Consider the following 24,977-nt stretch of genomic DNA (forward strand, 5'->3'; position numbering starts at 1 on the left):
TCACTCCGCCGGCAGGGCGCGCTGCGACAGGGCAAAGCCCATCTGCTTGCGCTTTTCCGGACGCTTGCGCGTCAAGGCCAGCACCATGCCCATCGAGATGGCAATGGCGATCTGCGAGGAGCCGCCATAGGAAATGAACGGCAGCGTCATGCCCTTGGCCGGCATCAGCTGCAGGTTGACGCACATATTGATGACCGACTGCAGGCCGAACACGGTGACCAGCCCGCCGACGGCGTAACGGGTGAAATCATCGTGCTCTTTCAGCGCCGTGTTGAGGCCGCGCAGCACGATGAAGGCGAAGATCGACATGATGAAGAAGCACATGATCAGCCCGAACTCTTCGCCTGCGACTGAAAACACGAAGTCGGCATGCGCGTCGGGGATGACGCGCTTGACCGTGCCCTCGCCCGGTCCGACGCCGAACCAGTGGCCGTTGATCAGCGCCTCGCGGCCCATGTCGACCTGGAACGTATCGCCTTCGCCGGTCAGGAACTTGTCGATGCGGGCGGCGACATGCGGGAACACCGTATAGGCGGCAAACAGGCCGCTGGCGCCGGTGGCGCCAAGCGCGATGATCCACAGCCATGGCAGGCCGGCCATGAAGAACATGACGCCCCAGGTGCCGGTCACCAGCATGGTCTGGCCAAGATCGGGCTGCGCCACCAAAAGCGAGATGACCAGGATCAAAAGCAGCATCGCGAACAAATTGCCTGGAATGTCAGGCTGGCGTTTGTGTTCGGCGAACAGCCACGCGCAGACGATGACAAAGGCAGGTTTCAAGAATTCCGACGGCTGGATCGACATGCCGACAAACGACACCCAGCGCCGCGCGCCCTTCACTTCGACGCCGATGTAGAGCACCGCCACCATCAGCACCAGCATGATGCACAGGATGACCAACGCCATGCGCCGAATCTGCCGCGATTCCAGGAATGAGACCGCCAGCATCACGCCGAGCGCCGGCACGGTGAAGATGATCTGCCTGGTGGCAAAGTGGAAACTGTCGAGGCCGATGCGTTCGGCCACCGCCGGGCTAGCCGCGAAGGAGAGCACGATGCCCAACCCCATCAGCGACAGGAACGCCGCCAGGAACCAGCGATCGATCGTCCACCACCAGGTTGCAACCGGGCTTTTGTCGAGACGGCTTTGCATTATCGTGCCCCTCCGATGGGTTTCACACCCTCGATAGCATTCGCAGCTTGCCTGAAGGCTTCGCCGCGAACTTCGAAATTCTTGAACTGGTCGAAACTGGCGCAGGCCGGCGACAACAACACCACCACCTCGCCGCTATCATCCTTGGCCGCGTCCTGGGCGGCATGGTCGACCGCGGCGGCCAGCGTGCCCGAGATTTCATAAGGGACGGCTTCGCCCAGCGTCGCCGAAAAGGCAGGCGCCGCCTCGCCGATCAGATAGGCCTTGGCGATGCGCGGGAAGAACCCGCGCAACGGCTCGATGCCGCCTTCCTTGGGCAGGCCCCCGGCGATCCAGTAGATGCGCGAAAAGCTCGACAGCGCCGGCGCCGCCGCATCGGCGTTGGTCGCCTTGGAATCGTTGACGAACAGCACATGGTCCTTGCGGCCGACCTGCTCCATGCGATGCGCAAGGCCCGGGAAGCTCTCGAGCCCCGCCTGTATCTCGCCGAGGCTTAAGCCGACCTTGAGGCAAGCGGCAACCGTGGCAAGCGCGTTCTGCGCATTATGCTGGCCGCGCAGCGAACCGATGCCTTCGAGGAAGGCTACGCGGCTGTAGCGGCCATGCACGGCCTCCATCAGATTGGAGCCGTCAGCGAAATAGCCGTCTGTCAGCGGCAGCCGCTTGGAAATGCGGATCACCTGCCTGCCCGCCCGCTCCAGCCGGTCGGCGATCTGCGCGCACCAGCTATCGTCGACGCCGACGATGGCGGTCTCGCTGCCGGCGACCAACCGCTCCTTGATCGAGGCGTAGTGCTGCATGGTGCCGTGGCGGTCGAGATGATCCGGCGTCAGATTGAGCAGGATGCCGGCCGTTGGATTGATCGAGGGTGCCAAATCGATCTGGTAGGACGAGCATTCGACGACATAGTGCCGGTCCGGCTGCGGCGGATCGAGCGTCATGATGGCGCGGCCGATATTGCCGCCCATCTGCGTGTCGCGCCCTGCCGATTTCAGGATATGCGCGGTCAGCGCCGTGGTCGTCGACTTGCCGTTGGTGCCGGTGATGGCGATGAAGGGGGCTGTCGGCGCGCACGAGATTCGCTCGCGGCAGAACAGTTCGATGTCGCCGATCACTTCGACGCCGGCGCCACGCGCCAGCTCCACCGTCCAGTGCGGCTTCGGATGCGTCAGCGGCACGCCGGGCGACAGCACGAAGGCCGAGAATTTCGCCCAGTCGGCGCCGCGCAGATCGGCGGTCGCAATGCCCTGGCCGGCGGCCTTGGCGACGCTATCTGGATTGTCGTCCCAGGCCAGCACATCGGCCCCGCCCTCGATCAGCGCGCGCGCCGTGGCGATCCCCGAGCCACCGAGCCCGAAGAGCGAAACGCGTTTGCCCGAAAAGGATGCGGCGGGGATCAAGCGGGCTCCTATCTCAGCTTGAGCGTAGACAGGCCGACCAGCGCCAGGATGACGGCGATGATCCAGAAGCGGATCACCACCTGGCTTTCGGTCCAGCCGAGCTTTTCGAAATGGTGGTGGATCGGCGCCATCAGGAAGACGCGCTTGCCGGTCATCTTGAAGTAGCCGACCTGGATGATGACCGACAGGATTTCCACGACAAACAATCCGCCGACGATGACCAGCACGATTTCGTGCTTGGTGGCGACCGCGACGGTGCCGATCAGGCCGCCCATGGCCAGCGAACCGGTGTCGCCCATGAAGATCGCCGCCGGCGGCGCGTTGAACCAGAGGAAGCCGAGGCCGGCGCCGATGACGGCGCCGAGCACAACGGCCAGTTCGCCGGTGCCGGGCACGAAATGGATCTGCAGATATTCGGCGAAGACAGCATTGCCGGAGAGATAGGCAATGACGCCGAAGGATGCCGCCGCGATCATGATAGGCACGATCGCTAGCCCATCGAGGCCATCGGTCAAATTCACCGCATTGCCGGCGCCGACAATGACGAAGCAGGAGAACGGAACGAAGAACCAGCCGAGATTGACGATGAATTCCTTGGCGAAGGGGAAGGTAAGCGACGACGAGAACGGCGCCTGGCCATTGTGCATGATCACCCAGGCGGCGATGCCGGCGATGACGAATTCCAGCGCCAGCCGCGCCTTGCCGGAAAAGCCGAGATGCGACTGCTTCGTCACCTTGAGATAGTCGTCGTAGAAGCCGATCGAGCCGAAGCCCAGCGTCACCAGAAGCACCACCCAGACATAGATGCTGGAGAGGTTCGCCCACAGAAGCGACGAGCCGACGATGCCGCACAGGATCATCAGCCCGCCCATGGTCGGCGTGCCAGCCTTCTTGAAATGCGTCTGCGGCCCGTCGGCGCGGATCGGCTGGCCCTTGCCTTGCCTGAGCCTGAGCGAATTGATGATGGTCGGCCCGAAGATGAAGACGATCAGCGCCGAGGTGATCAGCGCGCCGCCGGTGCGGAAGGTTATGTAGCGGAAGACATTGAAGACCGAGATCCTGTCCGCAAAATCGACGAGCAATGTAAACATGCGATTCCGTCCCCCGGGACTAGTTCTGTTTCGCGCCTGCGGCTTCCGCCGGATATTTACCCAGCAAGGCCTCGACCAGTTTTGAAAAGCCGATGCCTTTCGACGATTTGATCATCACCACGTCGCCGGCCCTCAGCGCCGCCAACAGCAGCGGCTTCAACTCCTCGGCGCCGGCACGGTATTCCGTGGTGATTTCGTCGGGCAGGATATCGGCCAGCGACCGCATTTCCGGGCCGCCAAGAAAAACTGTATTTGTCCCAGTGCCGACGATCAGCTCGGCAAGGGCTGCATGCAGCTTTGCCGAATGTTCGCCGAGCTCGAGCATGTCGCCGAGTACGGCGATCCGGCGGCCCTCGCCCGACACTGGCGTCGCGTTGAGCAGCGCCATGGCGGCACTCATCGATGCCGGATTGGCGTTGTAGCTCTCGTCGATCAGCGTGATAGGTCCCCCGGGATGGCGCAGCACATGGCGCTTGCCGCGGCCGCGCTCGGCAGAGAGATCGGCCAGCGCCTCCGCCACCTTGCCGATATCGGCTTCAACCAGATGCGCCGCGCCCAGAACAGCGAGCACATTCTGCACCATATGACGGCCGGGCGCACCGATGCGAGCCGTCACATCCTGCCCGCCGATCCTGGCAGCGATGTCGGAATGGTCGGCATGCAGCTCACATTTGGTGAGCTTGTAGGTCGAGCGGGCGTTTTCGCCGAAGCTAAAGACATGTTCGACGCCGGCGGCGCGCGCCATTTTGTCGAGCAGCTTCCAGCGCCCATCGTCGCGGTTGAGCAAGGCAGCACCGCCGGGCTCGATGCCTTCAAAAATCTCTGCCTTGGCCTTGGCGATCTCGTCGAGATTTTTGAAGAAGCCGAGATGTGCGGCGGCGATCAGCGTGACGATGGCGACATGCGGCCGGACCATCTTGACCAGCGGCCGGATCTCGCCGGGATGGTTCATGCCGATCTCGAACACCGCGTAGTCGCAATCGTCCGGCATGCGGGCCAGCGTCAGCGGCACACCCCAATGATTGTTGAAGGATTGCGCCGAGGCATGCACCTTGCCGACGGCCGACAGCACATGGCGCAGCGCTTCCTTGGTGGTGGTCTTGCCGGCAGAGCCGGTCACCGCAATGATCTTCGCCTTGGAACGCTCGCGCGCGGCGACGCCAAGTTTTTCGAGTGCCGCCAGCACATCCTGAACGACGATCATCGGCGCCGTCAGCCGCCCGAGCGATGGCAGTTTGCCTTCGGCGACAACCAGAACACCGGCGCCGGCCTTGATCGCCGCAGTCGCGAAATCGTGGCCGTCCATCACCTCGCCTTTGATGGCGAAGAAGGCGTCGCCCGGCTGCAGGCTGCGGCTGTCGATCGAGATCCCCGATATGCCCTCCGGCATTGGCCCGAGCGGCCGTCCGCCCATGGCGTCAACCAGCGCATCGGCAGTCCAGAGCACGCTCATGCGGCCCGCTCCCGCAGCGCAGACCGGACTTCCTGATGGTCTGAGAAAGGAAATGTCTCGGCGCCGATGGTCTGACCTTCTTCGTGACCCTTGCCGGCAACGATCAGCGTGTCGCCGGCCTTGAGCATGGCGACGGCATCGTGGATCGCCTTGCGGCGGTCGCCGATCTCGATGGCGCCGGGCGCAGCCGCCAGGATCGCGGCGCGGATGGTTTCCGGCACTTCCGAGCGCGGATTGTCGTCGGTGACGATGACGACATCGGCCAACCGCGTGGCGATCTCGCCCATGATCGGCCTTTTTCCCCGGTCGCGGTCGCCGCCGCAGCCGAACACGACGATGACGCGGCCGGTGGTGAACGGGCGCACAGCGGCCAGCACATTTTCCAGTGCGTCCGGCTTGTGGGCATAATCGACATAGACCGGCGCGCCATTGGCGGTCGCGCCGACAAGGTCAAGCCGGCCTGGCGCGCCCTGGAGTTTCTCCAATGCCATCAAAGCCTTGGCGACTGGCGTTCCAGTGGAAATCGCCAGACCCGCCGAAACCAGGGCGTTGGCAATCTGGAAGTCACCGGCCAGCGGCAGATCGATTTCGTAGAGCACGCCATCGGCTTCGACCTCGGCGCGCTGGCGGCGGCGCTCGTGCTCGACCCGCTTCAGCCGCAGGAAATCGCCATGGCGGCCGACCGTCAACACCTTGAGCCCCGCGGCCTGCGCTGCCTTGACCGTCGGCGCCGACCACGGATCGTCGGCGAAGATGACGGCCGGCGCGCCTTTCGGCAGCAACGCATCGAACAGGCGCAATTTGGCGCGATGGTAGTCCTCGACCGTCGGATGATAGTCCATATGGTCGCGGCCGAGATTGGTGAAGCCGCCGGCGGCGAGCTTGACGCCATCGAGGCGGCGCTGGTCGAGACCGTGGCTGGAAGCTTCCATCGAGGCGTGCGTGACGCCGGCCACCGCCAATTCCCTGAGCAATTGGTGCAAAGCCACCGGATCGGGCGTGGTCAGCGAGCCATACTCGTTGCGGCCCGGCGCCACGACGCCGGTGGTGCCGATTGAAGCGGCGGCGAAGCCAGCCTGCTCCCAGATCTGCCTGGTGAAGGCGGCGACCGACGTCTTGCCCGCGGTGCCGGTCACCGCGACCATGGTTTCAGGCTGCCTGCCAAAGAAGCGCGCGGCACTCAGCGCCAGCGCCAGACGCGGATCATCGACGCTCAGCACCGGAACCGACAGGCCGGCAATTGCGCTGGTCTTGCCCACGACAACCGCCGCCGCGCCGCGTTTTGCCGCATCGGCGACATAGGTGGCGCCGTCCGCTTTGCTGCCGGCAAGCGCGAAAAAGACGACGCCGGGTTTGACCTGGCGGGAATCCGACGAAATCCCGGTTACCTCCAGATCGCGGGACGCTGTTCCCTCGACAGGCAGGATACCGGCTAAATCTCTAAGGTGCATCGAACCCCGTTCATCGCAACAAAATAGCGCGCAGTTGCCGGCGCGCCCTAAGAATCACTGATAGGAAACCAGCGTTGCACCATTTTCATGGCTGAAATCTGGCTTCACGCCAAGCATGGCCGCTGCCCGCCGGATGATATTGCCGGCCATAACCCCCGCATTGTTGGCGGCAACGTCGGTCATCCCGGGCTTTTCCGGGTGCGGAGCGTCGGCAATCGTAAACACCAGATATTGCGGATCGTCCATCGGGAAAGCTGCGACGAAGGTGTTGAAATTCAGTTCCTTCGAGTAGCGGCCATTGATGACTTTCTCGGCGGTTCCGGTCTTGCCGCCAACGCGGTAGCCAGGGGCCCTGGCGTTTCTGGCCGAGCCTTTCTCGGCATTGAGCGTGTAGAGGTAGCGCATGCCCTCCACAGTCTTTTCGCTGACCACTCTCTTGGCCACCGCCATGGCATCCTGCTCGCTACGGACCAGGAAAGTCGGCGGGATCAGGTAGCCCTGCATCAGCGCCGCGCAGCCGACCGCGGCCTGCAGCGGCGTCGTCGACACGCCATGGCCGAACGCGATGGTGAACGAGTTGACCTGTTTCCAGACCTTGGGCTCGGTCGGGCGTGCGACCTCAGGCAGCTCGGTCTGCATCCTGTCCAAAAGGCCGACGCGATGCAGGAATTCGCGGTGCCCCTCGATGCCGACCAGCTCGGCCTCCCTGGCCGATCCGATGTTGGAGGAGTAAAGGAACACTTCCGGCAGCGACAGCACGCGGTTCTTGCCATGAAAATCGTGGATGGCCTGATGGCCGACACGGATCGGATGCGACGCGTCGAAACGGCTGTTCATGTTAGCCTTGCCGGAATCGAGCGCCATCGCCGAGGTAAAGCTCTTGAAGGTAGAGCCCATTTCGTAGAGGCCGGCCGACATGCGATTCAGCCGATCCTTGTCTTGCGCATTAAAGGGATTGTTCGGATCGAAATCCGGCACCGAGGCCATGGCCACCACTTCGCCGGTCTTGATGTTGAGCACGACGGCGCCGGCGCCCATGGCGCGGTAGCGTTCGAGGCCGGCGGCGATCTCGTCGCGCACCACATGCTGGACGCGCAGATCGATCGACAGCTGCACCGGCTTCAGGTCCTTCGCCACCGCAAGGCCAGAGGCCTGCAAGTCGCTTAAGCCCTGCTCGTCGATGTATTTCTCCATCCCGGAGATGCCCTGATTGTCGATGTTGGTGAGGCCGACAATGTAGGATGAGGTCACGCCGGCCGGATAGAAGCGGCGCTTTTCGGTGCGAAAGCCGATGCCTGGAATACCAAGCTGCATGATGTCTGCTTGCTGCTTCGGCGTCAGCTGTCGCTGCAGCCAGACGAAGCCGGCGCCGCTCTTCAGCTTGTGATAGGTCTGCTCAGGGTCGATATCGGGCAGAATGGTCGACAGCTTTTCGATCGCCTCGTCGGCATCGACGATGCGGCGCGGCTCGGCAAACAGCGATGCCGTCTTGATGTCGGTCGCCAGCACCTCGCCGTTGCGGTCGACGATGTCGGGACGCGACGCCGTCACCCGGCTCTGCGGCCCGCCCGACATGTCGGGATTCTGGAAACCGAGATAGACTAGCCGCCCGGCGATGGTCGAATAGATGCCGAAGAACACCGCCATCGTCATGATGATGCGGGTCTTGGCCTTGCCGCCGGTCGCCTTGCGCGCGCCTTCGACGACGATCGAGCCGTCCTCGCCGGTCCTTGCGCGGCGCTTCAGCAACCCACCGATCTTCGGAAGCTTGACGCTGATTGGAAACCCGACGGTCATTGCACGATGGCTCCGGTCACGACGGGATCCTTTCCGGCTGGTCCTTTGCCGGAATTGTCGGCCATGCCGCCGAGCCGCTGCGACGACAGGTCCTCGATGTTGAGCGGTTTTGCCGGCAGGTCGTCGATCCCCACGATCTGCCGCGCATTGACCGGCTCGAGTGCGAGCTGCGATTTGTATGTTTCAGCCAGCTTCTGCAGGCGCGACGGCTGGGTCAGCAGGCTCCAATCGGCCTTGAGCAGGTCGATCGTGTCCTCCTCATAGCGGATCTGCGCCTCGATCTTTTGCACCGAGGCCAGTTGTTCCTCAGCCTCGCGCTTGGCCTTGTAGGTGAAGGCCGCGGCCGAGACCATGACGGCGATCAGGACTATGTCGCTGGTTCGAAACAATTGTTCACCTCTCTCGCGGCGCCTGGGTGCCGGGAAGCTTTGCCCCAGGAAGTTTGGGAAGGCCGAAGATGGAAAGATCGCCGGCGCGCGCCGGCGCCTCGGTACGGATTGCAGCACGCAGCCTGGCTGAGCGCGCCCGCGGATTGGCTGCTATTTCGGCGTCGCCGGGCGTCACACCGCCACCGGCCTTGCGGAAGGTCGCGCTGCGCGCATGCGCCTCGGGCATATGGCGCGAGCCGGTCACCGCGTCGGCGCGGTCGGCGATAAAGCGCTTGACGATGCGGTCTTCCAGCGAATGGAACGTCACCACGGCAAGCCGCCCGCCGGGTTTCAGCACGCGCTCAGACGCCACCAACGCCTTGGCCAGCTCGCCCAGCTCGTCATTGACGAAGATGCGCAGCGCCTGGAAGACGCGGGTGGCCGGATGGATCTTGTCCTTCGGCGCGCGGCCGATATGCGTCTCGATGGCGTCGGCAAGGTCGAGCGTGCGCTCGAACGGGCGTTTTTCGCGGCGGCTCTCGATCATGCGGGCAATGCGCCCGGCGTTGCGCTCTTCGCCAAGGAAGCCGAAGATGCGGGCGAGATCGCCCGTCTTGAAGCTGTTGACGACATCGGCGGCGCTCAAGCCGGCCTGCGCCATGCGCATGTCGAGCGGCCCGTCGGCGCGGAACGAAAAGCCGCGCTCGGCCTGGTCGACCTGCATGGAGGAAATGCCGATGTCGAGCACAACGCCGTCGGCGCTTTCGACCTGCTCGTCCAGCGTCGAGAACGGCGCTTGCACCAGCCTCAGCCTGCCTCCGGATTGCTGCTCCAGGCTGCGTCCCGCGGCGATGGCGTCCGGATCGCGATCGATCGCCACCACCGAGGCGCCGCTCGCCAGGATCGCCTTGGTGTAGCCGCCAGCGCCGAAGGTACCGTCGACGATCACATCGCCGGCTTTGGGCGAGAGCGCTTCCAGCACTTCGGCAAGGAGGACCGGAATGTGACGGACCGATCCGCCAACGGCGCTGATGTCATCGCCTTGATCCGCCATCATTCCGGCCGCTCCCCAGCCTTGGCCTCGTGAGCCTTCGTCCCCTGCCGAAGCTGCAAAAGCCGGGCGCGTGCCTGCGCCCCATAGGCGGCAAGCCGCCCGGGTTCCCAAACTTGAAAGAAATTGCCGCGACCGACAAAAGCCACTTCGCTCGAGATGCCCGTATGCTCGCGGATGAAATCGCTCATCGTGATGCGGCCGTCCTGATCGAGCTTCAGGAACGTCCCGTCGCCATGGCAGAAGAACGACATGTCGTCCGCCGTCTGCAGGAAAGGGTCTTCCAGCGCGATGCGCTGTTCGTAGCGGTCGAGCAGGTCGAGCCCGCCGACATCCATCGCCGGCACGTCCAGGCCACGCAACGCGTAGAGGTCCACATAGCCGCGTTTCTGCACGACCGCGCGGAAATGCGCCGGAACGGAAACCCGCCCCTTCGCATCGATCCTGTTCACCGCGCTTGACAGAAACCGGTCCATGACACGCTACAGCCGCTTCCGCCGCCGCACCCCTCTCCATGTTTTCGTCCGCGCCACTGCGCGTCCCCTGCCGAAAATCTGCTTCGGTCCCAACGGCAAAACCCGGCAAACGCACAGCCGCCGCGGCTGCCCGATTGGCGTACGCTTTACCCTGACGCGGAACGAAGGCTTTGGTATCGAAATGGGATATCATGGGGCACTATGGGCGTCAACGGGATCAGGCTTCACAAACGCGCGCGCCACAACCGGTGAGAGCAGCTCTGGCGACGCTCCCGTCTTTATCCCTCATTAAGCCTAACGAACCGTTTAGAGCGGCTTGGCCCAACCGGAAGCGGCTTGCCGCGCATCGCTGCCGCGCATAGCGTCAGCCGTCTTTCCGCCCAGCAACAAGGTTAGAAAATCCATGTCCGAAACAGCCAGGTCACGCGCGGCCTCCCTCGCCCATCTGCGTCGCGACGGGCTTGCCAAAGGCGACCCCATCCCTCTGCCGCTGACCATGGCTGCCATTTTCCACAATCCAGGCGATGGCGCCGGCTACAGTCAGTATGGTCGCTACAGCAACCCCACCTGGGATGCGGTCGAGCATATGCTGGCGCATCTGGAGGACGCTCCAAGTGTCGGCTTCCCCTCGGGAATGGCGGCGATCTCGGCGGTGTTTTTCGGCCTGTTGAAATCGGGCGATCGTGTCCTGCTGCCCTCGGACGGCTATCATGCCACGCGCGCGCTGGCCGAGCGTTTCCTGAAGCCATTCGGCATCACCTACGATCTCAGACCGACATCGACCTTTCTCGACGGCGGCTTCGACGGCTATCGGCTCGTCTACATCGAAACGCCGTCAAACCCGCGACTGGACATCTGTGACATCACAGCCGTCGCCGACGCTGCCCACCGCGCGGGAGCAACGGTCGTCGTCGACAACACGACGATGACGCCATTCGGCCAGCGCCCGCTGGATCTCGGCGCCGACATTGTCGTTGCCGCCGACACCAAGGCGGCCAACGGTCATTCCGACGTGTTGTTCGGCCACGTCGCGAGCCGTAACCCAGACATCATTGCCGCCGTCACCGGCTGGCGCGAGATGGCGGGCGGCATTCCTGGCCCGTTCGAGGCATGGCTGGTGCATCGCGGCCTGGAGACATTGGACGTGCGCTTCGACCGCATGTGCACTTCGGCGGAGGTGATCGCCCAGCGACTGAAGAACCATCGAGCGGTGAGCGGCCTGCGCTATCCCGGGCTGGAAGGCGACCCGTCGCACAACCTCGCCCGCGCCCAGTTGGAGCGCTTCGGTTTTCTCGTCTCCTTCGAACTCGCCTCCGCTGACAAGGCCGAAGATTTCATCAACAACTGCACGCTGATGCAGGCGGCGACATCCTTCGGCGGCGTCCACAGCTCGGCCGAGCGGCGCGCCAAGCGCGGCGACGCCGTTCCGCCGGGCTTCGTGCGCCTTTCGGTGGGTTGCGAACCGGTGGAAGAACTCTGGCAGGCGATCGAGGCATCGCTGGACAAGATCGGTGCTTGAATCAACAGGCGCGCCCGAGGGCGCAACCTGCTGATCTCAATGGATCTTCCATATCACGGAGAATTGCCAGCTGGCCTGTAAGCCGGGTTTTGTATGGCCCTCGCCCCTTGCAGAGCGAGAACGTGGCGGCCATTCATCTTGGGCACATGTTGCCATGCACCTCACGCAACCTACCCGGACGGTGGGCCGGAAACAGCCCTCGAAGGTTTCCCCTCGCACCGTCCCTATTCGGTCTTGCTCCCGGTGGGGTTTACCGTGCCGCTCCTGTTGCCAGTCGCGCGGTGGGCTCTTACCCCACCCTTTCACCCTTACCCCGATAAATCGTGGCGGTTTGCTTTCTGTGGCACTTTCCCTGGGGTCGCCCCCGCCGGCCATTAACCGGCACCGTGTCTCCATGGAGCCCGGACTTTCCTCACCCGCAGCCTTTCGGCTTTGCGGGTGCGGCCGCCCGGCCAGCTGGCAGAGCGTATAAAGGGGTTCACGCTCCAAAACGCAAACGAAAAAGCAGACTTATGCGGGAGACCCAAGGGCTGCCATCTGCACCTTGACCTTGCCGCAATAGGCGGCCGACACCGGGTTCATCCGCGTCGCGGCATGGCCGGCATTGTATTTCAGGATCGTGCCGCAGGTCGTACCGCCGCCGAGGTTGCGCGCCATGGCAAGATACTTCATGCCGTATTTGATGTTGGTGTCGGGATCGAACAGGCCCTTGGCCGAGCCGCTATAGCCCATCATCCGCGCCGTCGCTGGCTTGATCTGCATCAGGCCGATCTCACCGGCGCTACCGACGATGTTGGGGCGATAATTGCTCTCGATCTTGATGACCGCCTTGGCCAGCGACACGGGCACGCCTTCAGCAGCGGCATAGCGGGCGATGATTGCTGAATACTGGCCGCCGAGGGCTGCCGCCGCCGTCGACGCTGCAGCGGTGCTCGGACCGATCGACGCGGTCGTCGTCAGGTCGATGCTCTTCCTGCCGCGCTTCAAATGCCTCTTGGCCGTCGCTTTTCTGACCTTCACCACGGCTGCCTTCTGCACTTTGGCAGTGGCTGTCCTCTTGGCTTTTGGGCTCGCTTTCGTCATGGCGGTTTTGGCGGGGGTGGCGATGAAGCCCTGGTCTGCCCTCTGGCTCAGTGGTGCGGCATCGGCCGCGCTGAAGACAAAAGTCATCACGCCGGCAGCAATAGCTGCCGTTACAACGGTCAATTTCTGCATGTGGTCCTGTTCTGTCTGGGCCGCGCGAAGATCTTCACGCAGCAACGCCTAATCAATATCGGGACTTCCGGGGGGATGAAGGCCTGATAACTTGCACGAACTGCCTTTGATGGCCGAATTGGTGTCGAACAAGGCGAGGCAATTCACTTTCAGTGACAGGCTGTAACTCGAATATCAGGAAAAGGTTATTTAGACGCAACTGACCTAAGGGAAGTCAGCAGGCTTTGCAGCGTGCGGATCGTCGAGCCGTCGGCGACGCCATCCACCAGGCGTGGCCGGAAATGCCGCTGAAACGCTTCGACGACGATTTCGGTCTGGCGGTCGAAGACGCCGGATATCTCGACGCCATAGCCATAGAGCGCCAGCATCGACTGCAGTGCCTCGACCTCGGCGCCGGTATCGCCAGCTTTCAGCACCGCGCCGCGCCGGATCGGCGCCGCAGGAACGAGATGGCCGACCCCCGCCGCAAACAGCACCTTCCACGGGAATTTCTCGCCCGGGTCGATCTTGCGCCCCGGAGCGATGTCGGAATGGGCAAGCACGCGTTGAGCCGCTATGGAGTGCCGCCCGATTATCCCCTTGCAGAGGCCAATCAGCGCCTCGATCTGCCTCTTCGGAAAGGCCGAATAACCGAACGTATGGCCGGGATTGACGATTTCGATGCCGACCGAGCAAGAATTAATGTCGGTGCGCCCGAACCACGAACTCCTGCCGGCATGCCAGGCGCGGTCGCTCTCGCGCACCATCTGGACGATGCGGCCGTCTTCGTGGACGAGATAGTGTGAGGAAACTTCGCTGGCGGGGTCGCACAGCCAGGCTTCGGCCGAGGCACCCGTCGCCATGCCGGTATAGTGCAGCACGATCATGTCGGGCCTGAGCGTCTCGCGCCGCGGGCCGAAATTCGGCGATACCCTGACCTCGGCACTCGGCTCGTCGGGCAGGAAGCCGCTCATGCGTGCCTGAGGCCCCGCTCGATCATCTCATAGGCCGCGTTGATCGCCGCGACCCTGGTCGTGGCGATCTTGATGAATTCCTGCGGCAGGCCGCGCGCGATCAGCCGGTCCGGATGATTGTCGGAGACCAGCTTGCGATACCGCTTCCTGACCTCCTCGAACGGCTTGCCGCGCTCGATGCCCAGCACGACGTAGGGATCGCCGGCGCCAAGATTGACGTGCCTGGCCATGATCGCCTCGTAGTGCACCTCGTCGATGCGGAAAATCTCGGCAATGCGGTGCAGGAAAATGCCTTCGCGTTCATGCACCAGCCCATCGGCCTTGGCGATATGGAACAGGCCGTCGAGTATGTCTTCCAGCATGACGCAGTTCGAATGGCCCGAGCCGCACATCTGTGCCATGCGCTCGGCATAGGTCTCGAACCCGGCAACGTCGCGCTTGGCCAGATCGTAGAGCCGCGCCACATTGCGGGTCTGCTCTCTCGGCACCTCGAATATTTGCTGGAAGGCCCGCACCTCGTCCTGGGTGACGATACCGTCGGCCTTGGCCATCTTGGCCGACAGCGCAATCATCGCCACCGAGAAGGCAACGCGCCGGCGCAGATCCGCATCGCCGGAAAAAACAGTTCGCACGGCCTCGACCACTTCGGCGACGCCCGAGTTGGCTGAAGAGGAAACGCGGTTGATGAACTCGCCAAGGCGATCCCAAATCGACATGAGCGCTTATTAGGGCCGCCGGCCACCGCTATCAAGCGAAGACAGTGCCGCAGGGGTGGATCGATTTACGCAAACAACCGATGCGCCAGATCCCAAATCGATGGAATTAGCCGATTCAAGGCCCATTAAGCCACCAGCCGACCCTAAATGCAGGAAGGCCGGCGCAAAGCCGGCCTACTCTCTCGTCACATCAAAGTGACCGAGGCTGCTGCTACTGCGCGGGGGCGGCAGGAGCAGGCGTTGCCGGAGCCGGTTCAGCAGGCTTCGGGGTATCGGGGTTTGCCGGCTGCATCGGCTGGTCGGCGGCCGGCGGATTGGTGCTCTGGGTGGTGGTGTTGTCCGTACCGCTGTCGCTGCAGGCGGCAACGCCGAACAGGGCCAGGGCAGAAACGGACGCAAGAATGAGCTTTTTCATACCATCTCTCCTTCACTACACGCTCACATTGCAGTGAACGCTCGAAGAGGAAATGCATCAGACGGCCATGAGTTTCGTAACGTTGCGTTTCCTGATGTAACATCCCCGTAGCCGATTGCAGGCCGCGCGATGGCGAACTAACAGTTTGAAACCAAAAGAAATGCCGGAGCTCTGCGTGGACAAGAAATGGGATTTTTGGATCGACCGCGGCGGCACCTTCACCGACGTGATCGGGCGCGACCCGGACGGCGGGTTGCATCCCAGGAAACTCCTGTCGGAAAATCCTGAAGCCTACCCTGATGCGGCCATAGCCGGCATCCGTGAGTTGCTCGGTCTGAAATCGGGCGCCGCCATTCCGTCCGGCCTGATCGGCGACATCAAGATGGGCACCACCGTCGCCACCAATGCGCTCTTGGAGCGCAAGGGCGACCGCGTGCTCTTGCTGATCACCAAGGGCTTTCGCGATGCGCTGAAGATCGCCTATCAGGCGCGGCCCGACATCTTCGCCAAGGAGATCATCCTTCCCGAACAGCTCTACGAGCGTGTCATCGAGATCAACGAACGCGTGCGGGCCAACGGCGATGTCGAGCGCCTGCTCGACATCCCCGCCTGCCGTCCCGCGATCGAACAGGCCCGCGCCGACGGCATCGATGCGGTGGCGATCGTCTTCATGCATGCCTGGAAATACCCCGACCACGAGAAGGCGGTGGCGAAAGTCTGCCGGAAGATCGGCTTTTCGCAGATTTCGGTCAGCCATGAGGTCTCGCCGCTGATCAAGCTGGTCGGTCGCGGCGACACCACCGTGGTCGATGCCTATCTGTCGCCGATCCTGTCGAGGTATGTGCAAAGGGTGGCGGGCGAGCTGGGCGCCCTCTCCCCCCTCGAGGGGGGTGAGGAGCGCTCGGCCGAAGGCCGAGAAAAAGCCAACGATTTGGCTTTTTCAGCGACGAACGCCCGGAGCCATAGCGAAGGGCAGTCGGCGAAGCCGACCGAGGGGGGCGCTGTCCCGACAGCGCCTCATTCCGTCACGCCCCCCTCTGCCCTGCCGGGCATCTCCCCCACGAGGGGGGAGATCAGCCAATCCCCCCGCCTCATGTTCATGATGTCGTCGGGCGGGCTCACCGCCGCCGACATGTTCCAAGGCAAGGACGCGTTGTTGTCCGGCCCGGCCGGCGGCGTCGTCGGCATGGTCGAGACGGCGAAGCTCGCCGGCTTCGAGAAAGTCATCGGCTTCGACATGGGCGGCACCTCGACCGACGTTGCCCATTATGACGGCGAGTATGAGCGCGCCTTCGACACAGAGGTTGCCGGCGTGCGCATCCGCGCGCCGATGATGCGTATCCATACCGTGGCTGCCGGCGGCGGCTCGATCCTGCACTATGAAGCCGGCCGCTTCCGCGCCGGCCCCGATTCCGCCGGCGCCAATCCTGGCCCGGCCGCCTACCGGCGCGGCGGTCCGCTCGCCGTCACCGACGCCAATGTCATGCTGGGCAAGCTGCAGCCGGATTTCTTCCCGTCGATCTTTGGCCCGGGCCAGGACCAGCCGCTGGACGCGACCGCGGTACGCGAAAAATTCGCGACCCTGGCTGCCGAAATCGGCGATGGCCGAACGCCCGAGGCCGTCGCCGAAGGCTTTGTCACCATCGCCGTCGAAAACATGGCCAACGCCATCAAGAAGATCTCCGTGCAGCGCGGCTATGACGTCACCGAATATCTGCTGAACTGTTTTGGCGGCGCCGGCGGCCAGCATGCCTGCCTGGTTGCCGACGCGCTCGGCATGGAGGCGGTCCTGATCCACCCCTTCTCCGGCCTGCTGTCGGCTTACGGCATCGGCCTGTCGTCGGTGTTTGCCTCGCGCCAGCAGGCGCTGCTCAAGCCGCTGGCGGAAGAGTCCAGGTCAGAGATCGACAGCCTCATTGCCACGTTGAAAAAGGCCGTCATCGCCGAACTGGCCGTGCAAGGCATCGCCGAGGACCAGGTTGCCGCAAAGCCGGTATTGCACATCCGCTACGACGGCACCGACACGACGCTGCCGGTGAATTTCGAGCAGGACTCGATCTTCCAGGCCAGGCGCGATTTCGAGATCGCCCACAAGGCGCAGTTTGGTTTCGTCTATGACGACAAGCCGATGATCGTCGAGACGGTTGGCGTCGAAGGCAGCGAAATCGCAGAGGCCAGGGCCGAAGCCTATGCGTCCGCAGGACCTGCACGGGTTGAAGCCGACGCTTCGGGAACCCGGCGCATCTACACCGAAGGCCGGTGGCATGAGGCCGGCATCCATCGCCGCGAAAACCTGCGCCCCTCCAATTTGGTCGGGGGCCCCGCTCTCATTATCGAGCCGAACCAGACCATCGTTGTCGAGCCGGGCTGGCGGGCCGAAATCACCAATCTCAATCACGTCGTCATTCGCCGCACGGAACGGAAAGTGCGCGCTGCGGCCCTCGGCACCCAAGCCGATCCGGTGATGCTGGAGGTCTTCAACAACCTCTTCATGTCGATCGCCGAGCAGATGGGCGTCACGCTGCAGAACACCGCCTATTCCGTCAACATCAAGGAAAGGCTGGATTTTTCCTGCGCCGTCTTCGACCGCCATGGCGCGCTGGTCGCCAACGCGCCGCACATGCCGGTGCATCTCGGCTCCATGGATCGCTCGGTCGAGACCATCATCCGGCTGAACTCCGGCGACATCCGTCCCGGCGACGTCTTTGCACTGAATGCTCCCTACAATGGCGGCACGCATCTGCCCGACATCACCGTGGTGACACCGGTGTTCTCCCTCCCCCTTGAGGGGAGGGTGGCCGCGAATCGGCCGGGTGGGGTCCTCTCAGAAGGCGCCGCAAGGACGTCGAGCACTGCTGCGGCGACCCCCTCCGGCGGCTCCGCCGCCACCTCCCCCTCAAGGGGGGAGGAAATAATCTTCTACGTAGCCTCGCGCGGCCATCACGCCGATATTGGCGGCACGGCCCCCGGCTCGATGACGCCGCTCGCCACTACCGTCGACGAGGAAGGTGTTTTGTTCGACAATTTCCGCGTCGTCGATCGCGGAAAATTCCGCGAGGCGGAACTGCAAACGCTGCTCACCGACCACCCCTACCCCGCCCGCAACCCGCACCAGAACATCGCCGACCTCAAGGCGCAGATCGCAGCCAATGAAAAGGGCGTGGCGGAACTGCGCAAGATGGTCGCCCATTTCGGCCTCGATGTCGTCGAAGCCTATATGGGCCATGTCCAGGACAATGCCGCCGAAAGCGTGCGCCGCGTGCTGGAGCGGCTGCCCGACAGTTCTGAGTATGAATACCCGACCGACACCGGCCAGGTCATCAAGGTGAAGATCGCGGTCGACCGGCAAAAGCGCGAGGCGACCGTTGACTTCACCGGCACGTCGCCTGTGATGAAGAACAATTTCAACGCGCCGGAGCCCGTCGCCCGTGCAGCGGTGCTCTACGCCTTCCGGGTCATGGTCGAGGACATGATCCCGATGAATGCCGGGTGTCTCAGGCCCATCAACATCATCATCCCCGACGGCTGCATGCTGAAACCCAGCTATCCCGCCGCCGTTGTCGCCGGCAATGTCGAGACCTCGCAGCATGTCACCAACGCGCTGTTCGGCGCCATGGGCGCCATGGCCAATGCGCAAGGCACGATGAACAACCTGACCTTCGGCAACAAGCAGTACCAGTATTACGAGACGATCTGCTCGGGTTCGCCGGCCGGACAGATGAACTCCGGCCGCGGCTTTGCCGGCACCTCCGGCGTCCACACCCACATGACCAATTCGCGCCTCACCGATCCGGAAGTGCTGGAACTGCGCTTTCCCGTCCTGCTCGAGGATTTCCACATCCGCGAAGGCTCCGGCGGCAAAGGCAAATGGAGCGCCGGCGACGGCACCAGGCGCACGATCCGTTTCCTCAAAAAGATGGAATGCGCGATCCTGTCCTCGCACCGCAACCGGCCGCCGCAAGGCCTGGACGGCGGCGGCGATGGCGAGGTCGGCTCGACCAAGGTGCGGCGCAACGACGGCAGCATCGAGACGTTGATGGCCTGCGACCAGACCGTGCTCGACGCCGGCGACGCCGTCATCCTGACGACGCCGACGCCGGGAGGGTTTGGCCAAGATTGATGCACATCGCCCAAAAATTGTTCATCCGATTTGGGAAAACGACTTGCATCAAAACAACAAGCTGAAGCGTCAACAGCCTGTCACTGGCCTGTCATGACGCTGCGCTACCCGCTTGCGCCAAAGCAAATGGGGAATCATTAGCCATGACGGACGTTTCGGCAGATCTGGTCTTTCGCCGTGGCAAGGAAGTTGGAAAAGCCGTCTACCAGAACCGCCCGCTATCGAAGGCCGGCCTTTCCGAGCGGCTGTTTGCGCTTCTGTTTTCCGGCCTCGTCTACCCGCAGATCTGGGAAGACCCTGAAGTCGATATGGAGGCCATGCAGCTTGGCCAGGGCCACCGCGTCGTCACCATCGCCTCCGGCGGCTGCAACATCCTGGCCTACCTCACCCGGTCGCCTGAACGCGTCGATGCGGTCGATCTCAACGCCGCCCACATCGCCTTGAACCGGATGAAGCTCGAGGCGGTGCGGCATCTGCCTTCGCAGGGCGATCTGTTCCGCTTCTTCGGCGCCGCCTACACCAGCCACAATTCGGAAGCCTATGACCGCTTCATCGCGCCGCATCTCGATCCGGTCAGCCGTCACTACTGGGAGCGCCGCAACTGGCGCGGCCGCCGGCGCATCACCGTCTTCGACCGCAATTTCTACCAGACCGGCCTGCTCGGCCTGTTCATCGCCATGGGCCATCGCACCGCCAAATTCTTCGGCGTCGATCCCGCCGGGATCATGGCGTCGAAGAGCATTGCCGACCAGCGTCGCTTCTTCAACGAAGAGCTGGCGCCGGTCTTCGACAAGAAGCTGTTGCGCTGGGCGACGTCGCGCAAGGCTTCCCTGTTCGGTCTCGGCATTCCGCCGGCGCAGTACGATTCGCTGATCACCTCGGGCGACGGCTCTATGGCCAGCGTGCTGAAGGCCCGGCTGGAAAAGCTCGCCTGCGATTTTCCGTTGAAGAACAATTACTTCGCCTGGCAGGCCTTTGCCCGCCGCTATCCCAATCCGGGCGAAGCCGCCCTGCCCGCCTATCTCGAAGAGGCCAACTACAAGGCGATCCGCAACAATGTCGATCGCGTCGGCATTCATCACGCCAACCTGATCGAATTCCTGGCCGGCAAGGACGCCGGGACCGTCGACCGCTTCATCCTGCTCGACGCGCAGGACTGGATGACGGACGACCAGCTCAATGCTCTGTGGTCGGAGATCACCCGCACCGCCTCGGTCGGCGCCCGTGTCATCTTCCGCACCGCCGCCGAACCCAGCCTGCTGCCCGGCCGCGTCTCGACATCGCTGCTCGACCAATGGAATTACGAGGACGAGGCCTCGCGCGACTATTCGGCCCGCGACCGCTCTGCCATCTATGGCGGCTTCCACCTCTATGTGAAGTGCGCCGCATGAGCACGAGCGAGCTGCCGGCCGACCATGCCGAACTGATGGATGGCGTCTATCGCTGGCAGCGCCACATCTACGACCTGACGCGCAAATACTATCTGCTCGGCCGCGATCAGATGATATCGGGTCTGGATGTGCCGGCGAAAGGCACCGTACTCGAGCTCGGCTGCGGTACCGGCCGCAACATTGCGCTTGCCGCCCGCCGCTACCCCGATGCACGGTTCTTCGGTCTCGACATCTCGGCCGAGATGCTGGAAACCGCCCGCAAGGCGATCGGCAGGGAAGGCCTGTCCAGGCGGGTCGCGCTGGCAAGAGGCGATGCCACCGATTTCGACGCCAAGGCGCTGTTCGGCGTCGAGCGCTTCGACCGCATTTTCGTGTCCTATTCGCTGTCGATGATCCCTGGCTGGGAAAAGACGGTTTCAGCAGCGCTTGCAGCACTTGCGCCCGGCGGCTCATTGCATGTCGTCGATTTCGGCCAGCAGGAAGGCCTGCCGCTTTGGTTCCGGGCGCTGCTGCGCGGCTGGCTGCGGAAATTCCATGTCGAGCCGCGCGCTTCGCTGCGTGACGTGCTTGAATCGGAATCGGAGCGCACCGGCGCAACCTTCTGTTTCAGAACGCTTTATCGCGGATACGCCTGGCTCGGCGTGATCGGATCCCGCAAATAAAAAACGCGATCAGTGTAGCGCCTTCACCAGCGCCCCAACCATCCTCTGCGGCCGATAACCAAGCTTGGCCGGCGTCAATCCAAGCCGCACCACCGCCAACTGCTCCGACGGAATGATCGCAACCGTCTGGCCGTCATGGCCTTCCATCCAGTAGGTGTCTTTGGGCAGGCCTGCAGCGACGCCCGCGCCGGGATTTTCCTCATCGCCCGGGCCTTCGATCCAGACCTGGCCCTTGCCGTACACCTTCGAGGCCGGCGCCGGCTCGCGCATCCAGTCGACGAAACCGGCAGGCAGGATCTGGTTGCCGTTCCAGGTGCCGCCCTGCAGCAGGAACTGCGCGAAGCGCGCCCAGTCATGCGCTGTGGCATAGAGATAGGACGAGCCGACGAACGTGCCCTGCTCGTCGGTTTCGAGCACCGCGCTGTGCATGCCGAGCGGCGCGAACAGCGCTGTCCGCGGCCAAGCCAGCGCCTTCGCCTTGTCGCCGATCGCGTCCTGCCACAGCCGCGACAGCATCACCGCCGTGCCGCTCGAATAGGAGAAGACCTTACCCACTTCGCCGGTTATCGGCTTGGACTCGGCGAAGCCCGCCATGTCGGGCTCGAGATAAAGCATGCGCGTGACGTCGGCGACGTCGCCATAATCCTCGTTGAACTCCAGCCCGCTCGACATCGCCATCATGTCGGCGAGACTGATGGCGGCGCGGCCGTCCGCCTTCCAGGGGCCGAACAGGCCCTGGTTGGTCACCGCCATCTTGCCGTCCTTGACCAGCGTGCCGACGAGCGCGGCGTTGACCGTCTTGGTCATCGACCAGCCGAGCAGCGGCGTTTTCGCCGAAAAACCGTCGCCATAATGTTCGGCGACGATGCGGCCGTTCTTGACCACCACCACGGCGCGCATGCCGGTTCCGGTCATCCCTGCATCGTCAAGGATCTTGCCGATCTCCGGATTCTGCGAGGCATCGACCCGATCTCCCTCCGGCCACAGATCCCCCTTGGTGGTCGCCGACGCTTCGGCACGGATTGTCGTGCGCCGTACTTTGCCGACGTCACCATCGGGAACCGAGGCGCAACCCAGCCCGTCGCGCGCGACGGCAACGCTCTTGCCGAGGAAGCCGAGCAGCCCGGCCGAGACAGTCCCCCTGTTCTTGTCCACCGACACTTTCATCAGCCTCAGCAGCGGATGGCCGGGTGCCTGCACGTCGACGGCAAGCACCTCGTTGGGGTCACGTCCGGCGATAAAAACATTCGAGCAGACGATCTTGGCCGAATAGCCCGAACCGACGCGGATCAGTTCCGGCGGCGCGATATAGAGCCAGGCAAACAGCGCGGCAACCGCCAGCACGACCAGGCCAAGCAGCCATTTGATGATCTTCACGACGACCCGCACCTTTTAAGTCCCTGCTTTTCCGCTGCCCGAGGGCTTGCGGCTCGATTTATGTCATCGATTTGCCGCCATTGCTTCCGCAAAATCGGTGTTCTTGTCGAGCGCCGTCAACCTGTTCTCAACCATGATCGGCGATCACTGGTGCATGTCGCCCAAAAGTGCTGAGCGGTTTTGGGACAACGACATGCACGAGAATAATGAATCGGGCGATGCTGTGGGGCGATCGTCTGGTCTGGTGGGGCTACCCGCAGCAACAAAACCCAACAGCGACCGGCTGATTCCGGCTCGGGAAATGCGATGCGCCGTTTCGCGGTCCTCATCACGTTGACGCTGCTGGCCGCCTGCTCGACCGCCGGCGATCTCGTGCCGTCTATGTCGCCATCCAGCAGCCCGACGGTTGCGGTGCGCGCACCGCGCTTCGAAGACTCCAAGCCGCATGAATGGGACAGCGGCGCGCCCTGGAATTACGCTGTTCACGGCACCGATGTCTCAAAGTACCAGACGTCGGTCGACTGGCCGACAGCCAAGGCCAACGGCATCTCCTTCGCCTTCATCAAGGCGACCGAGGGCGGCGATCGTTTCGACGAGTATTTCAGCGAGCATTGGGCCCGCACAAGGGCCAATGGCATTCCGCGCGCGGCCTACCATTTCTTCTATTTCTGCACGCCGGCCGCCACCCAGGCGCGCTGGTTCATCGAGAACGTGCCCGTCGACCGCTCGGCCATGCCGCCGGTGCTCGACATGGAATGGAACCCGAAATCGCCGACCTGCCGGCTGCGCCCTGATCCGGCGACGGTGCGCGCGGAGATGACCACCTTTCTCGAAATCGTCGAACGGCACTACGGCAAGAAGCCGATCATCTATACCTCGGTCGACTTCTTCGACGACAATGAACTCGCGAATTTCCGCAGCTATCCCTACTGGCTGCGCTCGGTCGCCGGCCACCCCCGCCAGAAATACGGCAGCCACCCCTTCACCTTCTGGCAGTACACTGGAACCGGCATCGTTCCCGGTATGACCGGCAAGTCCGATATCAACGTTTTCAACGGCAGCGAAGCCGCCTGGAAAAAGTGGCTGCGGCAGAACACGCATTGACACCGGCGCTGCCGCCTGCTTTTCGACGGTCCATGCGAACCGATTTGCAACCACAGGGATATCAGGGCCGGAAACAGTCGAAGAACCGACTGCGCTCCGGGCTGCTCGCGGCCTTGCTGCTCAGCGCCGCGGCCATGCCGGCGGCAGCGCAGGAATGCGGCGGCGACTTCGAAGCCTGGAAACAAGGCGTGGCGGCGGAAGCCAAGGCAGCCGGTGTCGGCGCTGTCGGCCTCAGCGCCCTGGAAGCCGCTTCCATCGACGACAAGGTGCTGGCGCGCGACCGCGCCCAGGGCGTCTTCGCCCAGACCTTTATACAGTTCTCCAACCGCATGATCTCGGCCTACCGGCTGAAGCAGGGCGCGGCCAATCTGAAGAAATATGCCGACGTCTTTGCCCGCGCCGACCAGCAGTTCGGCGTCCAGGCGCCGATCATCACCGCCTTCTGGGGGCTGGAGACCGATTTCGGCGCCGTGCAGGGCGATTTCCACACGCTGAGCGCCTTGGTGACGCTGTCGCATGACTGCCGCCGCCCGCAGCTGTTTAGGCCGCAGCTGGTGCCGCTGTTGATGCTGATCGATCGTGGCGTCGTGCCGGCCGACGTCACCGGCGCCTGGGCCGGCGAGGTCGGCCAGACGCAGATCCTGCCCTCCGACTATCTGGCGCGCGGCGTCGACGGCGACGGCGACGGCATCGTCGACCTCAGGCGCAGCGTGCCCGACGTGATCATGACCACGGCCAACAAGGTGCTGTCGCGCGGCTGGAAACGCGACCAGCCCTGGATCGAGGAAGTGCGCGTGCCCGAGGACATGCCGTGGGAGCAGACCGGCCGCACCAACAAGCTGCCGCTGTCGCAATGGGCCGCCTGGGGCGTTACCAATCCCGACGGCACGCCGCTGATCGACAACGGCCTCAAGGCCGGTCTGGCGCTGCCGATGGGCCGCAGGGGCCCGGCCTTCCTCGCCTATGACAATTTCGACGTCTATCTCGAATGGAACCAGTCCTTCACCTACGCGCTGACGGCGGCAAACCTCGCGGCACGGTTGGGCGGGGCAAAGCAGTTCGACCCGCGCAATCCCGAAACCGGCCTCAATGGCGACCAGATGAAGGAATTGCAGACCAAGCTCGAGGCCAGGGGCTATGACGTCGGTACGGTCGACGGCATTCTGGGCACCAACACCCGCGAAGCCGTCCGCAAGGAACAGATGCGGCTCGGGCTGCCGGTCGATGGCTGGCCGACGCCGGAGCTGCTGGAGAAGCTGTGAAATA

Annotated in this window: 20 protein-coding genes and 1 other RNA gene; 6 read left to right on the plus strand and 15 right to left on the minus strand. The window is 63.6% G+C overall.

The features are described 5' to 3' along the window. Genes ftsW through mraZ form a run of 9 tightly spaced genes read right to left on the minus strand, consistent with a single transcriptional unit; the run spans position 1 to position 10,239 of the window. Positions 1 to 1,152: a putative lipid II flippase FtsW gene (gene ftsW / locus FJV77_RS03285; protein ID WP_112560384.1), complete on the minus strand. Its 1,152-nt coding sequence runs from the start codon at positions 1,150 to 1,152 to the stop codon at positions 1 to 3. After that, positions 1,152 to 2,552: a UDP-N-acetylmuramoyl-L-alanine--D-glutamate ligase gene (gene murD / locus FJV77_RS03290; RefSeq protein ID WP_142865409.1), complete on the minus strand. Its 1,401-nt coding sequence runs from the start codon at positions 2,550 to 2,552 to the stop codon at positions 1,152 to 1,154. Before murD ends, ftsW begins: the two co-directional genes overlap by 1 nt. Before the next feature lie 8 nt (positions 2,553 to 2,560). Next, positions 2,561 to 3,643 (minus strand): phospho-N-acetylmuramoyl-pentapeptide-transferase, encoded by a 1,083-nt coding sequence (gene mraY / locus FJV77_RS03295; protein WP_142865411.1) that lies wholly within the window; start codon positions 3,641 to 3,643, stop codon positions 2,561 to 2,563. A gap of 19 nt (positions 3,644 to 3,662) precedes the next feature. Next, positions 3,663 to 5,096, minus strand: coding sequence for a UDP-N-acetylmuramoylalanyl-D-glutamyl-2,6-diaminopimelate--D-alanyl-D-alanine ligase (locus FJV77_RS03300; protein ID WP_142865413.1), 1,434 nt, complete (start codon positions 5,094 to 5,096; stop codon positions 3,663 to 3,665). Next, positions 5,093 to 6,547 carry a UDP-N-acetylmuramoyl-L-alanyl-D-glutamate--2,6-diaminopimelate ligase gene (locus FJV77_RS03305; protein ID WP_142865415.1) on the minus strand — a complete coding sequence of 485 codons (1,455 nt, stop codon included), beginning with the start codon at positions 6,545 to 6,547 and terminating at the stop codon, positions 5,093 to 5,095. The genes FJV77_RS03300 and FJV77_RS03305 overlap by 4 nt, the downstream gene beginning before the upstream one ends. Positions 6,548 to 6,601: 54 nt before the next feature. After that, positions 6,602 to 8,344 (minus strand): penicillin-binding protein 2, encoded by a 1,743-nt coding sequence (locus FJV77_RS03310; RefSeq protein ID WP_142865417.1) that lies wholly within the window; start codon positions 8,342 to 8,344, stop codon positions 6,602 to 6,604. After that, on the minus strand, positions 8,341 to 8,733 hold the full coding sequence (locus tag FJV77_RS03315; protein WP_142865419.1) for a hypothetical protein: 393 nt from the start codon (positions 8,731 to 8,733) through the stop codon (positions 8,341 to 8,343). Before FJV77_RS03315 ends, FJV77_RS03310 begins: the two co-directional genes overlap by 4 nt. Before the next feature lie 4 nt (positions 8,734 to 8,737). Then, the gene (gene rsmH, locus FJV77_RS03320; RefSeq protein WP_142865421.1) at positions 8,738 to 9,769 is read right to left on the minus strand and encodes a 16S rRNA (cytosine(1402)-N(4))-methyltransferase RsmH; all 1,032 of its coding nucleotides are present in this window, start codon (positions 9,767 to 9,769) and stop codon (positions 8,738 to 8,740) included. Further along, complete coding sequence (gene mraZ, locus FJV77_RS03325; protein ID WP_142865423.1) at positions 9,766 to 10,239, minus strand: division/cell wall cluster transcriptional repressor MraZ; 474 nt, start codon at positions 10,237 to 10,239, stop codon at positions 9,766 to 9,768. Before mraZ ends, rsmH begins: the two co-directional genes overlap by 4 nt. 403 nt (positions 10,240 to 10,642) lie before the next feature. On the opposite strand from mraZ, the gene FJV77_RS03330 reads away from it, so the two are divergent. Further along, on the plus strand, positions 10,643 to 11,758 hold the full coding sequence (locus FJV77_RS03330; RefSeq protein WP_142865425.1) for a cystathionine gamma-lyase: 1,116 nt from the start codon (positions 10,643 to 10,645) through the stop codon (positions 11,756 to 11,758). A gap of 62 nt (positions 11,759 to 11,820) precedes the next feature. On the opposite strand, the gene rnpB is transcribed toward FJV77_RS03330, so the two are convergent. The 5 genes from rnpB to FJV77_RS03355 all read right to left on the minus strand — a co-directional run bounded on the left by rnpB (position 11,821) and on the right by FJV77_RS03355 (position 15,057). After that, an RNA gene (gene rnpB, locus FJV77_RS03335) (RNase P RNA component class A) lies at positions 11,821 to 12,218 on the minus strand. Between the two features lie 50 nt (positions 12,219 to 12,268). Further along, a complete protein-coding gene (locus FJV77_RS03340) occupies positions 12,269 to 12,973 on the minus strand; it encodes a transglycosylase SLT domain-containing protein (RefSeq protein ID WP_142865427.1) in 705 nt (234 codons plus the stop codon). Between the two features lie 185 nt (positions 12,974 to 13,158). Next, a complete protein-coding gene (locus tag FJV77_RS03345) occupies positions 13,159 to 13,926 on the minus strand; it encodes an N-acetylmuramoyl-L-alanine amidase (RefSeq protein WP_142865429.1) in 768 nt (255 codons plus the stop codon). Continuing rightward, a complete protein-coding gene (locus FJV77_RS03350; RefSeq protein ID WP_142865431.1) occupies positions 13,923 to 14,642 on the minus strand; it encodes a DnaJ family molecular chaperone in 720 nt (239 codons plus the stop codon). Before FJV77_RS03350 ends, FJV77_RS03345 begins: the two co-directional genes overlap by 4 nt. A gap of 211 nt (positions 14,643 to 14,853) precedes the next feature. Next, positions 14,854 to 15,057 carry a hypothetical protein gene (locus FJV77_RS03355; protein WP_142865433.1) on the minus strand — a complete coding sequence of 68 codons (204 nt, stop codon included), beginning with the start codon at positions 15,055 to 15,057 and terminating at the stop codon, positions 14,854 to 14,856. 175 nt (positions 15,058 to 15,232) lie between these two features. On the opposite strand from FJV77_RS03355, the gene FJV77_RS03360 reads away from it, so the two are divergent. From FJV77_RS03360 to FJV77_RS03370, 3 genes are all read left to right on the plus strand, one after another. After that, on the plus strand, positions 15,233 to 19,177 hold the full coding sequence (locus FJV77_RS03360) for a hydantoinase B/oxoprolinase family protein (protein WP_142865435.1): 3,945 nt from the start codon (positions 15,233 to 15,235) through the stop codon (positions 19,175 to 19,177). A gap of 143 nt (positions 19,178 to 19,320) precedes the next feature. Further along, the gene (locus FJV77_RS03365) at positions 19,321 to 20,568 is read left to right on the plus strand and encodes a DUF3419 family protein (protein ID WP_142865437.1); all 1,248 of its coding nucleotides are present in this window, start codon (positions 19,321 to 19,323) and stop codon (positions 20,566 to 20,568) included. Next, positions 20,565 to 21,230, plus strand: coding sequence for a class I SAM-dependent methyltransferase (locus tag FJV77_RS03370; RefSeq protein WP_142865439.1), 666 nt, complete (start codon positions 20,565 to 20,567; stop codon positions 21,228 to 21,230). Before FJV77_RS03365 ends, FJV77_RS03370 begins: the two co-directional genes overlap by 4 nt. 9 nt (positions 21,231 to 21,239) lie before the next feature. On the opposite strand, the gene FJV77_RS03375 is transcribed toward FJV77_RS03370, so the two are convergent. Continuing rightward, complete coding sequence (locus FJV77_RS03375) at positions 21,240 to 22,619, minus strand: serine hydrolase (RefSeq protein ID WP_142865440.1); 1,380 nt, start codon at positions 22,617 to 22,619, stop codon at positions 21,240 to 21,242. A 294-nt stretch (positions 22,620 to 22,913) separates the two neighbouring features. On the opposite strand from FJV77_RS03375, the gene FJV77_RS03385 reads away from it, so the two are divergent. Next, positions 22,914 to 23,711 carry a GH25 family lysozyme gene (locus FJV77_RS03385; RefSeq protein ID WP_142865444.1) on the plus strand — a complete coding sequence of 266 codons (798 nt, stop codon included), beginning with the start codon at positions 22,914 to 22,916 and terminating at the stop codon, positions 23,709 to 23,711. A gap of 32 nt (positions 23,712 to 23,743) precedes the next feature. Beyond that, positions 23,744 to 24,973 (plus strand): lytic murein transglycosylase, encoded by a 1,230-nt coding sequence (locus FJV77_RS03390; RefSeq protein ID WP_142865446.1) that lies wholly within the window; start codon positions 23,744 to 23,746, stop codon positions 24,971 to 24,973. The last annotated feature ends 4 nt before the right edge of the window (positions 24,974 to 24,977 follow it).

The sequence above is a fragment of the Mesorhizobium sp. WSM4306 genome (assembly GCF_007003975.1).
Taxonomy (GTDB): domain Bacteria; phylum Pseudomonadota; class Alphaproteobacteria; order Rhizobiales; family Rhizobiaceae; genus Mesorhizobium.

Excerpts from the sequence above, each read along its gene's own strand:
- FJV77_RS03310 (WP_142865417.1), bottom strand. The coding sequence starts at position 8,344 with ATGACCGTCGGGTTTCCAATCAGCGTCAAGCTTCCGAAGATCGGTGGG.
- FJV77_RS03355 (WP_142865433.1), bottom strand. The coding sequence starts at position 15,057 with ATGAAAAAGCTCATTCTTGCGTCCGTTTCTGCCCTGGCCCTGTTCGGC.
- FJV77_RS03345 (WP_142865429.1), bottom strand. The coding sequence starts at position 13,926 with ATGAGCGGCTTCCTGCCCGACGAGCCGAGTGCCGAGGTCAGGGTATCG.
- ftsW (WP_112560384.1), bottom strand. The coding sequence starts at position 1,152 with ATGCAAAGCCGTCTCGACAAAAGCCCGGTTGCAACCTGGTGGTGGACG.
- FJV77_RS03300 (WP_142865413.1), bottom strand. The coding sequence starts at position 5,096 with ATGAGCGTGCTCTGGACTGCCGATGCGCTGGTTGACGCCATGGGCGGA.
- FJV77_RS03305 (WP_142865415.1), bottom strand. The coding sequence starts at position 6,547 with ATGCACCTTAGAGATTTAGCCGGTATCCTGCCTGTCGAGGGAACAGCG.
- mraY (WP_142865411.1), bottom strand. The coding sequence starts at position 3,643 with ATGTTTACATTGCTCGTCGATTTTGCGGACAGGATCTCGGTCTTCAAT.
- FJV77_RS03385 (WP_142865444.1), top strand. The coding sequence starts at position 22,914 with ATGCGCCGTTTCGCGGTCCTCATCACGTTGACGCTGCTGGCCGCCTGC.
- FJV77_RS03390 (WP_142865446.1), top strand. The coding sequence starts at position 23,744 with ATGCGAACCGATTTGCAACCACAGGGATATCAGGGCCGGAAACAGTCG.
- FJV77_RS03365 (WP_142865437.1), top strand. The coding sequence starts at position 19,321 with ATGACGGACGTTTCGGCAGATCTGGTCTTTCGCCGTGGCAAGGAAGTT.
- FJV77_RS03350 (WP_142865431.1), bottom strand. The coding sequence starts at position 14,642 with ATGTCGATTTGGGATCGCCTTGGCGAGTTCATCAACCGCGTTTCCTCT.
- FJV77_RS03340 (WP_142865427.1), bottom strand. The coding sequence starts at position 12,973 with ATGCAGAAATTGACCGTTGTAACGGCAGCTATTGCTGCCGGCGTGATG.
- mraZ (WP_142865423.1), bottom strand. The coding sequence starts at position 10,239 with ATGGACCGGTTTCTGTCAAGCGCGGTGAACAGGATCGATGCGAAGGGG.
- rsmH (WP_142865421.1), bottom strand. The coding sequence starts at position 9,769 with ATGATGGCGGATCAAGGCGATGACATCAGCGCCGTTGGCGGATCGGTC.
- FJV77_RS03370 (WP_142865439.1), top strand. The coding sequence starts at position 20,565 with ATGAGCACGAGCGAGCTGCCGGCCGACCATGCCGAACTGATGGATGGC.
- FJV77_RS03330 (WP_142865425.1), top strand. The coding sequence starts at position 10,643 with ATGTCCGAAACAGCCAGGTCACGCGCGGCCTCCCTCGCCCATCTGCGT.